The sequence below is a fragment of the Sulfitobacter sp. CB2047 genome (assembly GCF_000735125.2).
GTDB lineage: Bacteria > Pseudomonadota > Alphaproteobacteria > Rhodobacterales > Rhodobacteraceae > Sulfitobacter > Sulfitobacter pontiacus.
In genome coordinates this window covers 40,550-53,103 of record NZ_CP072616.1, presented here as the reverse complement: position 1 = coordinate 53,103, position 12,554 = coordinate 40,550, and the positions used below count along the sequence as shown (strand labels likewise).

Below are 12,554 nucleotides of genomic sequence, written 5' to 3'. Positions count from 1 at the left end.
AATTTCGGGCGAGAGCCGCTGACTGACTAAATCTGTTCTGAATGGGAGACACTCATGACACATAAGACGAAACTTTCACGCCGCAAATTCAACACGGGTATTGCTGCCTTGGGAGGCGTTGCGGCACTTCCGATGCCTGCATTAGCGCAATCCAAGACCATCAAGATCGGATTCGTAACTCCTCAAACCGGCCCTTTGGCCGTTTTTGCTGAATCCGACGCGTTTGTCCTTGAACAATTTCGTACACAGCTCGCGGACGGGCTTGAGATTAACGGTGAAACCTACAACGTCGAGTTCATCGTCAAGGACAGTCAATCCAGTTCCAACCGCGCTGCAACCGTCGCACAAGAGCTGATGTTTGACGACGAAGTACACCTGATTACGGCCACTTCGACGCCAGACACGACTAACCCTGTCGCGGATCAGGCCGAGTTAAACGAAGTGCCCTGCCTGACCAACGACACACCTTGGCAACCGCACTTTTTTGGCCGGCAGGGTGATCCCGCAAAAGGATTTGATTGGACGTTCCACTTCTTCTGGGGCCTAGAGGATGTAATTTCCACGTTCACCGGCATATGGAACCAGACGGAAACGAACAAAGTTGTCGGCGCCCTTTGGCCAAATGATCCAGACGGCAATGCCTGGGGCAGCCCTGACGTTGGCTTCCCACCCGTACTAGAGGCACAAGGTTATGCTTTGGTTGATCCGGGCCGCTATCAAGTCATGAGCGATGATTTTAGCGCGCAGATTAGCGCATTTAAGGCAGCTGGCGTTGAGATTCTGACAGGTGTTGTTCCACCGCCAGACTTTGCAACCTTCTGGCTACAGGCCGCTCAGCAGGGGTTTGAGCCCAAAGTTGTCACCTTTGGTAAAGCGCTGGAATTTCCGCAGGTCATCAGCTCGCTTGGTGAACGCGGTGAAGGGCTGAGCACAGAAGTTTGGTGGTCCCCTGGCCATCCCTATAGCTCTGGCTTCACAGGCCAAAGCTCAACTGAACTGGCCGCTGACTATGAAGCGGCGACCGGCAACCCTTGGACAATGCCTTTGGCGTTCAAGCACTCGCTGTTTGAAGTGGCCATTGACGCACTCAAGCGGAGTACTGACCCGATGGACCCAGCTTCGATCCGCGATGCCTTGCGCGCAACGGACTATCAGTCCGTCGTTGGCCCTGTGAATTTTCAGACAGGCCCCGTCCCGAACATTTCCAAGACGCCGCTTGTTGGCGGGCAATGGACGCTTGAGGATGGCAAACCTGTTTTGAACATCGTTGAGAACGGCGATCACCCGACAATTGCCAAGACCGGATCAGTCAACCTGATCTGAGGTTGAACTCCCTAAGGCGGGCCCTGTTCTATCATGTGCAGGGCCTGCTTTTTTTGAAAGGTCGTATCGTTGTCTGCACTCTTACAAACCCAAGGGCTGGTGAAGAATTTCGGTGCCGTTCGCGCGGTCGATGAGGTCACTCTGTCGCTTGATGCTGGGGATGCTCTGGGAATTATTGGCCCAAACGGGGCGGGTAAGTCATCGCTTTTCAACCTGATCGCAGGAGTGATGTCTGCGAATGAAGGTAAAGTCCTGTGGCAAGGCCGTGACATCACGCACCTGACCGCAGCAGAGCGCTGCCGTGCAGGGATCGGGCGGACCTATCAAATTCCCAAACCGTTCAACGGACTGACCGTCTATGAAAACCTACTTGTTGCCGCGGAATTCGGGGGCGGCAGCGACGCGGACAACAAAACGCTTTGTAGAAATATTCTTGATCAACTGGAACTCAGCCATGTTGCGAATGCACGCGCCGGTGGCCTGCGCCTGCTCGAGCGCAAACGATTGGAAATGGCGCGCGCTCTCGCGACACGTCCAAAGGTGCTGCTTCTTGATGAGATCGCAGGTGGGTTGACCGATCTGGAATGTGACAGCCTGATTGCTACCATTAAGGACATCAAGGCGCAGGGTGTTTCAATCATTTGGATTGAACACGTAGTACATGCGCTGTTTGCCGTCGTTGACCGTCTGGCTGTGATCAACTTTGGGGCAAAAATGGTCGAGGGACCGCCGCAAGAAACGTTCCAAAGCGCTGATGTTCAGTCCATCTATCTGGGAATTGAAGCATGAGCACTTTGTTAAGCTTAGAAAGCCTTGACGCGTATTATGGTGATTTTCAGGCGCTGTTCGGCATCTCCTTTGAGATGACCGAGGCGGAAACGGTGGCGCTTGTTGGGGCGAATGGCGCGGGCAAATCGACATTTCTGAAATGCCTGGCCGGACTGTTGCGAACGCAGGGCCAGAGCATCATGTTTCGGAGTAAGAACATTGCAGGTTCGCCCGCATTCCAGATTGCTCGCAGTGGGATAGCGATGTCACCCGAAGGCCGCCGCTTATTCCCGTCTCTGTCTGTAGAAGAGAACCTGCTGCTAGGTGCAAACGTAGGGCGAACGGGCCAATGGGACCTTGCCGCCGTACACGAACTCTTCCCCATTTTGAAAGAGAAACGCGATATCCCGTCGACGCTTTTATCTGGCGGGCAACAGCAAATGGTCGCGATTGGACGGGCGCTCATGAGCAATCCGGAACTCTTGTTATTGGATGAAGTCAGCCTCGGTCTCGCACCGGTGATCGTGCGCGATATCTATGCTGCTCTGCCCAAGATACGCGGTGGAGGTACGGCGGTGCTGGTGGTCGAGCAAGACATAAGCATGGCGATGAAAGTATCGGATCGAATGTATTGCTTTCAGGAAGGCCACGTGAACCTGACGGGCAATTCGGCGACTATGACACGAGAGATGGTTTCCGCAGCCTACTTTGGCCGCGAAAAAGAGGTACAATAATGGAATGGATCAATGCCATCGTCCAAGGCGTTCTGTTGGGCGGGCTCTATGCCCTTTTTGCGGCTGGCCTCTCGCTCATGTTCGGCGTCATGCGCTTTGTTAATCTCGCGCATGGGGATTTCATTATCATGGCGGCGTTTGGAGCGCTGTTACTCGTTGAAGCTTTGGGTTTGCACCCACTTCTTACGCTCGTTGTAGTGCTGCCGTTTATGGCGGGATTTGGTTATCTCGGGCAACGTTTCGTTCTGAACCGCGTTGTCGGTCACGATATCTTACCGTCAATCCTGGTGACTTTTGGCTTCTCCGTCATTCTACAGAACTTGATGCTTGAGCAATTCAGTGCAGACAGTCAGCGTCTTAGCGCTGGCGCGCTTGATACCGCTTCTTTCTCAGTCGCAGGCTTGTCAATTGGCGCTGTGCCATTGCTGATGTTTGCAGTCGCAGTTGTTGTCTTGGGCGGGCTGAATTGGTTTTTTGAGCACTCAAACATGGGACGACTTTTGCGAGCCACCTCTGACGATGGCGAAATCATTGGTCTTATGGGGGCAGACCGGCGGCATCTGTTCGCTATTGCCACCGCACTCGCAAGCGCGGTTGTCGCAATTGCGGGTGTCTTGATGGCGATTAAGACCAACTTTGACCCGACGGCGGGACCGATCCGCCTCCTGTTCGCATTTGAAGCGGTAATCATCGGCGGCTTGGGTAGTCTTTGGGGTACGCTTGCAGGTGGGATCATTCTGGGCGTCGCGCAAGGGATTGGGGCCCAGATTGACCCGGGTCTGCAAATTCTGGCTGGGCATATCGTTTTTCTGGTCATCTTAGTGGTCCGCCCACAAGGCCTCTTCCCAAAGCAAAGAGGATAAAATCATGCCGGTTTCAAACTCAAACTTGTTGCGCATAACACTTCTTGGCGTCGTCGTCTTCGGTCTGCTGGCCGGTCCTTATTGGGCTGATCGCGGTACGATGCGGCTATTGATTGAAGCGTTCTATTTTTTGGCACTCGCACAGTTATGGAACCTGCTTGCGGGGTACTCTGGATTGATTTCGGTTGGCCAACAGGCCTTTGTTGGCTTGGGTGGGTACATGCTGTTCACTTTGACCATGTTTGCAGGGCTTCCAGTTCTGGTGGCCTTGCCCTTGGCTGGCGTGTTCACCGGCATACTTGCTTTCCCGACAGCCATAGTCGCTTTCAGATTGTCTGGTCCCTACTTTGCCATCGGCACATGGGTTATTGCAGAAGTCTTCCGGCTCGGCTTTGCACAAATCAGCAGTTTGGGTGGGGGATCAGGAATTTCTTTGCCCACCAACGTCGTACGCGACATGGCAGATGGCCGTGCTGCTCGAGAGAGTCTAACGTATTGGATCGCGCTGGCAATTATGCTTGTTGTGATTTTCGGCATTTGGTTCCTGATGCGTTCTCGCGTTGGTTTAGGTCTTGGGGCTATTCGCGACAACGAAGAAGCGGCAACCAGCGTAGGGGTTCAAACCAATCGCTTGAAATTCAGCGTTTTTGTCGGAGTCGCCGCCATGACTGGTATGATCGGCGCGCTAATCTTCCTCCAAAAGCTACGGATCACACCGGAGGCTGCCTTTAGTGTCAATGATTGGTCTGTTTTGGTCATTTTTATTGTCGTGATCGGAGGTATTGGCACGCTTGAGGGTCCAATCATTGGCTGCATATTGTTTTTCGTGTTGAGGGAGTTTCTGGCGGATATTGGCAGTTGGTACATGATCATTCTGGGGCTCATTTCTGTTGCCATCATGCTTTTGGAGCCACGGGGTCTTTGGGGTTTGCTCACCCAAAATCGGAACCTGACACTATTCCCAACAACTAGACAAATTGACCACTCCCCCTAGTTCCTCTCATATTTGGAATTGATCTTGATGCGCCAACGACGCTGTTGGCATTTAGGGTATCAACCAAGACCTGGGAAATCATAGACAGAAGAATGTGCCAAACTGCATTCTGATACAGATCAAAACTCAAATGCATGGTGATGCTAGTGACAAAAATCGAACGGATCGAAACGATTATCCTCGATCTCCCAACAATCCGAGGTCACGTGCTTTCGATGGCGACCATGCTGTCTCAGTCCGTAGTTTTGGTACAGATCCTGTCCTCGGATGGATCTGAAGGATTTGGTGAGGGGACGACGATAGGTGGCCTCGGTTACGGCCCTGAAAGTCCTGAAAGCATTCAATCCGCGATCGATTCATATATTACCTCTGCTCTCGTCGGCCGCTGCGGCGACAATGTTAACGGTGCGCTGCAACTCATAGACAAGTTGGTCCGCGGCAATCGCATTGCGAAAGCAGCTGTAGAAATCGCTCTCTGGGATGGGTTGGGAAAACGTCTTGGCGTGCCCGTATCTCAACTATTCGGCGGGGCTGTGACGGATAAATTACCTGTCGCTTGGACACTTGCATCGGGTTGCTGTGACACCGACATTGCCGAAGCGCACGAAATGATCGAGACTCGCCGCCACAATATATTCAAGCTCAAGATCGGCAAACGTTCTGTACGTGATGACATCGCGCATGTTGCCCGGATAAAAACCGCACTTGGCGATGACGCGAGCGTTCGTGTTGATGTTAATACCGCATGGTCACTACAAGATGCGCGTTGGGGGCTGAAGGGTTTGCAAGACGCAGGATGCGAGTTGATCGAGCAGCCTGTAGCAGCCCGCAATCTTGACGCTATGGCAGAACTCACAAGGTCTTATGAAATTGCGGTTATGGCAGACGAGTCTCTAAATGGCCCAGAGGATGCCTTGGCTGTCGCAGCACGAGGTGCTGCTGACGTGTTTGCCGTAAAGATTGGTCAATCTGGCGGTCTGAAGCGAGCCTCAGAAGTGATTGCTACAGCGCAAGCTGCGGGCTTGGGTCTTTATGTGTCTGACGTCAGCGCTTATGGGTCCAAATAGGGCGATTTGCTAAGAGAGGGTTTGTTGCTCATCGTAGCCACCGAGGAGTGGACGATGAGAAAGACAACGAAGAGCCCTGGCGAGAAGATCGTCAAAGACATCAAGCGGGCTACCCGCAAACATTATTCATCCGAAGAGAAGATCAGGATCGTGCTGGATGGCCTGCGTGGCGAAGACAGCATTGCTGAACTGTGCCGTCGTGAGGGGATCTCCCAAGGCATCTATTACAAGTGGTCGAAGGACTTCATGGAAGCCGGCAAGAAGCGGCTGGCTGGCGACACAGCGCGCGCTGCGAACACCGACGAGGTCAAGGAACTGCGTCGCGAGGCAAAGGATCTCAAAGAGGTGGTCGCGGAGCAGACGCTTGAGCTGCGTCTTCTCAAAAAAAGCATGTTCGACGGTGGGGACGACCACGAATGAGGTATGCAGCATCAGAGAAGTTAGAGATCATCCGGCTGGTCGAGGAAAGCCACCTGTCAGCACGCCTGACACTGGCCAAGCTCGGCATTCCACGCACCACGTTCTATCGTTGGTACGACCGGTACCTTCAGCGGGGTGAGGCTGGCTTGCAGGATCAATCTCCCAAGCCAAAACATGTCTGGAATCGGGTGCCGGACGAGGTAAAGCGCAAAGTTGTCGACTTCGCCTTGAAAGAGACAGAGCTGTCACCACGTGAGTTGGCGGTGACGTTCACAGATCAGGAACGCTACTTCGTGTCAGAATCTACAGTATACCGCGTGCTGAAGGCGCATGATCTGATCACCAGCCCGGCGTTCATCGTTCTCAAGGCAGCGAACGAGTTCAAAGACAAGACGACTGGGATCAACCAGCTTTGGCAGACAGACTTCACCTACATCAAGGTTCTCGGCTGGGGCTGGTTCTATCTCAGTACGGTGCTCGACGACTACAGCCGCTACATCGTCTCGTGGAAGCTCTGCACAAATATGCGGGCCGAGGATGTGACAGACACATTGGATCTGGCTTTGCAGGCGTCTGGCTGTGATCAGGTGCACGTCATCCACAAGCCGCGGCTGCTCAGCGACAACGGATCAAGTTACGTCTCGGGCGATTTGGCTGAGTGGCTGCAGGACAAAGGCATGAAGCACTCTCGCGGTGCGCCATATCACCCTCAGACTCAAGGCAAGATTGAGCGTTGGCATCAAACACTGAAGAACCGGATCTTATTGGAAAACTACTTCCTGCCGGGTGATCTTGAGGCCCAGATCGAAGCCTTCGTCGACCACTACAATCACCAGCGTTATCACGAGAGTATCAACAACGTCACACCCGCCGACGTCTACTTTGGGCGTGACAAAGCCATTCTAAGGCAACGCGAAAGGATCAAACGGAAAACACTTGAAGCGCGACGCTTGCATCACCGCCAGCACGCCGCATAATGAAACTAACAAGATGAGCCAAACTCTCTCTTAGTTTAAGCAGCCATTGGTTTCAAAAACCCTGACGACGGACACTTCAGCCCGGCGAATAAACACAGTTGCTAGCTTATCAAGCAGTAGCTTTGGCCGATTGTGCATTGGCGGTTAGGCGGACAACCGATTTTCTCTTGCAATACGCAACCAAACTGTTGATTTCCTTGGCGCCAGATGAAATCAGTGTCGGATCCGTTCCTACCAAAGTTACTGCGGCTTGGACTTCACCTTGCCAATCGAGCACAGGTGCAGCGGCTGCAACGAGACCAGGTATGTAACGCCCTTCGACAGTCGCGTAGCCACGCTCGCGAGTGGCAGCAATTAGGGCTTCTACACCAACTTTTGTGGGCTCGAGGTCGAGAACAAATGGTGGTAATCGCCTGAGACGGCGAAGTTGTTCGTCGCGGACGGGGTCAATGGCATGCCGAGCACCCCACGCAAGAAAAACGCGTCCTGTTGCGGAATTGAGTAGCGGCAGAGTGGTGCCTAGTCCCATAGACGTATCAGTCGGTGTGGCTCCCCTTTCCCATCGGACGACTGTGGCACCCTGATTGGCCCAAACCGACAGCAAAACGGTCATCCCTGTTTCGGCGGAAAGCTCAGTCAATTCGTCGGCGGCAGAATTTATAAAATCATGACGAGATAGCGCCGCCAGTCCGAGCTGCATCGCAGCAGGGCCCAGATCATATCGTCCAGATTTTCCCTTTTGAGCTACCAGACCCGCTGCGACAAAAGAAGCTAGGTAACGATGAACCTTGCTCGGCGGCATCCCGCATGCGCGCCCTATATCTGTTAAAGTTTGAGGTCCGGCCTGTCGCGTCAAATGCGCCAGAACACTAAGGGCAGTGTCCAAGGATTTGAGACCCTGACCGTGGCCGTTTTCGTCAGACATTCGGACCCTCCAAAAGCTCTCGCAACTGCGCGAGATCAGCGGCAACAATACCATTTTGCGATCGTTTGAAAAGGCACCTTACTTCGCGCCCGGTAAAAGCAAGTTTGCCCTGGACACGCCCTTCATAGCCTAGGGTAACCGTGCGTTGGGACCACTCAACAACTTGGGTGCGCAGGTCCAAGGTGTCACCGTCGCGCATCGGATGCTTGAACTGAGCGGACGCATCAACGAGCCCAAGCCCAACCGCTTCCAACTGCTTGCAGACTTGGGAATGTCCACCATAGCGGCGAAGCAGCGTCTGGAAGGTGGCGTCCATCCAGCGAAAGGCATTGGGATAAAAGACAATTCCTACGGGATCGCAGTCTCCGAAAGAGATGTCGAAGGTCTGAGTCTGGGACATGAGATTTTCCATATTATAAAAACGATTGCGCTATGGAGAATTATGGACTATTTAATTCGGAACGTCGAGAGGTTTAGGGAGGAATCATGACACGTCTTTCAAGCGTTGAAATTCTTGGAGCGGGCCCCGCTGGCCTCTACACCGCCATTCTCATTCGTCGGCTGCTGCCGGACGTCCGCATCCGCGTGACAGAGCAGAACCCGGAAGGGGCCACATTTGGTTTCGGGGTCGTCTTTTCAGATCAGGCTTTGGAGTTCCTGAAATCGGACGATCCAGAGACGCATGACCTTGTTATTCCGCACATGGAGCGCTGGAAAAACATGACCCTGAACTTGCCGGACGGTTCGGTTACGCTGGACGGCGTTGGCTTCACGGCGATTGGGCGGCTGCATCTGATCGAAATCCTGAAAGAGCGCGCCCGCGCTTTGGGTATCGATATCCGTTTCGATACGTTGATTGACAATGTCGATCAATTGGATGCTGATCTTGTCGTGGGGGCCGATGGGCTCAATTCATTGGTTCGCCGAACGTTAGAAGATCAGTTCAAACCCATGGTGGAGTATTTCGACAACCATTTCGCGTGGTTTGGTGCGACGATCCCATTTGACACTCTGACGCAAACATTCATCGAAACTGAATTCGGTCCGATGAATGCGCACCATTATCGGTTCGAGCCGGGCATGAGCACATTCATTGTCGAATGCGACGCCGCAACCTTCAAGAAGGGTGGCTTCGAAGGGCTTAGCGAAGAAGAAAGCGCTAAGCGCTGTAGCGCGCTTTTCTCGGAAGTGTTGCAGGGGACCGACCTTGTTACCAACAAATCGATGTGGCGGCAGTTTCCGAAGCTTTGGTGCGAAAGTTGGGTTGCCGGGAAATATGCGATTTTGGGTGATGCGGTTCATACAGCCCATTTTTCTATCGGTTCAGGGACGCGTCTGGCGATGGAGGATGCGATAGCGCTGGTACATGCACTTGCCGAGAGCAGCTCTGTCGAAGAGGCTTTGGCCGCCTATCAAAGCCAACGTCCGCCAATAGCTCGCAAGATCGTCGATGCGGCCAATACATCGGCGACATGGTACGAGAGCTTTGGGGAAAAAATGCAGTTGCCGGCAATGGATTTCGCGCGTGACTACCTGATGCGTTCGGGTCGGATGACCGAAGAGCGACTGCGCCAGATTGCGCCAGAGTTTGCGGCCAATTACGAACGCGAAAAAGCCAGCGTGAACTAAAAAGTTTATCGGTTTTTGGGCTTTTGACCCGGCCTTCTTGGGTGGCGCTATGTAGCGCCGCCTCCAAAGATGTCTTGCCGAATAGAATGCGACTGAGGAGGAGAAGCGCGTGCCACATTTGTCGACTGTGGAAATTTTTGGAGCTGGGCCTGCGGGTCTCTACACCGCTCTTCTTTTGCGGCGCTATTTGCCGTCGGTTTCGGTCACGGTGACCGAAAAGAACTCGAGAGATGCTACCTTTGGGTTCGGTGTGGTTTTCTCAGACAGGGTTCTCGAAGCCTTAAAGGCCGACGATCCCGAGACTTACGATCTGATTGTGCCGCATATGGAGCGGTGGCGCGACATGGAACTTGCGACCCCGTCCGGCCGCGAAATCATCGATGGAATGGGCTATAGCGCCATTGGCCGCCTGAAGTTGATCGATCTACTGGCCGCCCGCGCTGAAGAAATGGGGGCAGTCTTAAGGTTCGAACAGGAAATTCATTCGCCTCAGGAGTCAAAGGCGGATCTTGTGATTGGCGCGGACGGCATCAATTCCGTTACCCGGGCTGCTGATGAGCAGGTCTATCAGACCACTCTGGGTTATTATGGAAATCACTTTGCCTGGTTTGGGGCTACAATTCCTTTTGATCGGCTGACCCAAACCTTCGTGGAAACCGAAAATGGGGCATTCAACGCGCACCACTATCGATACTCCAAAGACCGCAGCACATTTATCGTGGAGTGTGATGAGGCAACGTTCCAAAACTATGGATTTACCCATCTGGGCGAATTTGAAAGTGCCCGGGTATGTAGCGAGATTTTTGCAGAAACGCTGCAGGGCACCGCGTTGCAGACAAATATGTCGGTATGGCGCCAGTTCCCACGTCTTTGGTGCGACACCTGGGTATCGGGCCGACATGTTATTTTGGGCGATGCGGCACATACGGCGCATTACTCAATCGGCTCGGGAACCCGGCTGGCCATGGAAGACGCCTTTGCGTTGGTCGCGAACTTGCGCACCCAAGGCGACATAGATGTCGCCCTGTCGTCTTTTCAACGAGAGCGTCCGCAAGAGGCAAAGAAAATCGTTGAGGCCGCCAACACGTCGGCCAGTTGGTATGAAGGGTTTGCCGAAAAATTGGCGCACCCATCCCATGACTTCGCTTTCGATTACCTGACGCGGTCGGGACGCATGGATATGGATCGTCTGAGGCAAGAGACGCCGAATTTCATGGCGCGATACGAAGATCTCAAGGCCACATCGCCGGATGCAATCGCGGACCCCGTTGCCACAGAGGTGCCAGGCGCAGCGGAAATCGGCTTTGACAAAGCGCAGCATGCCAACTGTTCCGAAATGCTTTGGCAGAACCTTGCACGCAATCCCGACAAAATGGCGGTCACGGGGCCGGTGGGAACCCTGTCCTATCGCGAACTTGTCGTGCAAGCGTCTCGTTGGGGGAATGCTTTCCTGCGCGCCGGCATCAAAAGAGGCGAGAGGATCGCTTTCTTTCTGGACGATACGCCGGTTTATCCGGCGGCTTTCTATGGGGCGGTTCGCGCAGGCCTTGTGCCGGTTTTATTGAACGTTCAGACGAAGCCAGACGTGCTGAATTATTTCCTTAAGGACAGCGGTGCCCGCTTTGCGCTGGTCGAGGCTGACCTTGCAGAGGTGTTCGATGACGAAACCCAGGAAGGCACGGACCTGGAAACCGTTGTCATCGCGAATGGGTCATCGGACGCCGCCAAAGCGATTTCGGCATCTGATTTTCTGGTAGACACGGCAGACACGCTTGGGGCGGCTGATACCGGCCCTGACGATATGGCGTTCTGGATGTATTCCTCGGGCTCTACTGGCAGGCCAAAGGGCATTGTCCACCTGCATCACGATATGGCGTATATCCAGCAAAGCTTTGGATCTCATGTCCTTAAACTGCGCGAGAGCGACATCTGTTATTCCGTTCCCAAGGCCTATTTCGCCTATGGCTTCGGCAATTCGATGGTCTTTCCATTTGCCTGCGGTGCAACAGCGCTATTGGTTCCGAACCAACCCCGCCCTGAAGCGGTGTTGGATGCGATTGAGACATACGAGCCTACTGTCCTGTTTGGACTACCGACGCTCTATACCGCTTTGGCGCGCGCCAAGGACATCGACAGCCGCAACCTTTCGTCACTGCGTCAGTCGATGTCGGCCGCCGAAATCTTGTCCGAGGACGTCTATAAGGCATGGAAGGCTAAGGTCGGCCATGGCCCGACCGAAGGGCTCGGCTCGACCGAGATGCTTCACATCTACCTAAGTAACAAGCTGGACGATCATAGGCTGGGCGCGGCGGGTGCAAGGGTTCCGGGCTATGAGATCCGGCTGGAAACTCCTGAAGGTCAGCCCCCTTCTGAAGGCGAGGAAGGTGTGATGTTCGTACGAGGGCACTCTTCGTCGCCAACATACTGGAACCGTCCCGACAAGACGCGTGACACAATGCGCGGCGATTGGATTTACACCGGTGACCGCTTCATTGAGCGGGATGGATATTACTACTTTCAGGGCCGGGCCGACGATCTTGTCAAAGTGTCTGGCCAGTGGGTCTGGCCGCTCGAAGTGGAGCGCTGCCTGAACGAACACCCCGATGTCCATGAATGCGCGGTTCTTGCTGAGCAGCTTGCCGACAAGCGCACCGCCTTGCGGGCGATCGTAAGTCTTGTCTCCGGCAGACGCCCCGACGAGGCGCAGACCGTTGCACTACGCGATCATATCAAGGCGCATCTAACGCCATACAAGGCACCGCGCATTTTCGATTACGTCGAAGAACTGCCCAAGACAGGCACCGGGAAAATCGACAGGCAAGCATTGGTACGAAAACCCGAAACCGCAGCTTGA

At 54.0% G+C, this 12,554-nt stretch carries 10 protein-coding genes and 1 pseudogene; 9 read left to right on the top strand and 2 right to left on the bottom strand.

Features of this window, described 5'->3' with window-relative positions:
• Positions 1-54 precede the first annotated feature (54 nt).
• From IV89_RS17970 to IV89_RS17940, 7 genes and pseudogenes are all read left to right on the top strand, one after another.
• Positions 55-1,323 (top strand): ABC transporter substrate-binding protein, encoded by a 1,269-nt coding sequence (locus IV89_RS17970; protein ID WP_037945200.1) that lies wholly within the window; start codon positions 55-57, stop codon positions 1,321-1,323.
• A 69-nt stretch (positions 1,324-1,392) separates the two neighbouring features.
• A complete protein-coding gene (locus IV89_RS17965; RefSeq protein WP_037945201.1) occupies positions 1,393-2,112 on the top strand; it encodes an ABC transporter ATP-binding protein in 720 nt (239 codons plus the stop codon).
• On the top strand, positions 2,109-2,825 hold the full coding sequence (locus IV89_RS17960; protein WP_037945202.1) for an ABC transporter ATP-binding protein: 717 nt from the start codon (positions 2,109-2,111) through the stop codon (positions 2,823-2,825). The genes IV89_RS17965 and IV89_RS17960 overlap by 4 nt, the downstream gene beginning before the upstream one ends.
• Positions 2,825-3,688 (top strand): branched-chain amino acid ABC transporter permease, encoded by an 864-nt coding sequence (locus IV89_RS17955; protein ID WP_037945204.1) that lies wholly within the window; start codon positions 2,825-2,827, stop codon positions 3,686-3,688. Before IV89_RS17960 ends, IV89_RS17955 begins: the two co-directional genes overlap by 1 nt.
• A gap of 4 nt (positions 3,689-3,692) precedes the next feature.
• On the top strand, positions 3,693-4,682 hold the full coding sequence (locus IV89_RS17950; RefSeq protein WP_037945206.1) for a branched-chain amino acid ABC transporter permease: 990 nt from the start codon (positions 3,693-3,695) through the stop codon (positions 4,680-4,682).
• A 134-nt stretch (positions 4,683-4,816) separates the two neighbouring features.
• A pseudogene (locus tag IV89_RS17945) lies at positions 4,817-5,716 on the top strand (muconate/chloromuconate family cycloisomerase); the annotation flags it as partial.
• An 87-nt stretch (positions 5,717-5,803) separates the two neighbouring features.
• A protein-coding gene (locus tag IV89_RS17940; RefSeq protein ID WP_107277725.1) for an IS3 family transposase occupies positions 5,804-7,146 on the top strand; the annotation gives its coding sequence in 2 pieces (ribosomal slippage) (positions 5,804-6,131 and positions 6,131-7,146; 1,344 coding nt in all).
• A 109-nt stretch (positions 7,147-7,255) separates the two neighbouring features.
• On the opposite strand, the gene IV89_RS17935 is transcribed toward IV89_RS17940, so the two are convergent.
• Together IV89_RS17935 and IV89_RS17930 are read right to left on the bottom strand one after the other, a co-directional pair.
• Positions 7,256-8,071, bottom strand: a complete 816-nt coding sequence (locus IV89_RS17935; protein WP_081858813.1) for an IclR family transcriptional regulator — start codon at positions 8,069-8,071, stop codon at positions 7,256-7,258.
• A complete protein-coding gene (locus tag IV89_RS17930) occupies positions 8,064-8,471 on the bottom strand; it encodes an acyl-CoA thioesterase (protein WP_037945210.1) in 408 nt (135 codons plus the stop codon). The genes IV89_RS17935 and IV89_RS17930 overlap by 8 nt, the downstream gene beginning before the upstream one ends.
• A gap of 86 nt (positions 8,472-8,557) precedes the next feature.
• Between IV89_RS17930 and IV89_RS17925 the strand changes: the two genes are divergently transcribed.
• Together IV89_RS17925 and IV89_RS17920 are read left to right on the top strand one after the other, a co-directional pair.
• Complete coding sequence (locus tag IV89_RS17925) at positions 8,558-9,700, top strand: FAD-dependent monooxygenase (RefSeq protein WP_037945211.1); 1,143 nt, start codon at positions 8,558-8,560, stop codon at positions 9,698-9,700.
• Between the two features lie 109 nt (positions 9,701-9,809).
• Positions 9,810-12,554, top strand: a complete 2,745-nt coding sequence (locus IV89_RS17920; RefSeq protein WP_037945212.1) for a benzoate-CoA ligase family protein — start codon at positions 9,810-9,812, stop codon at positions 12,552-12,554.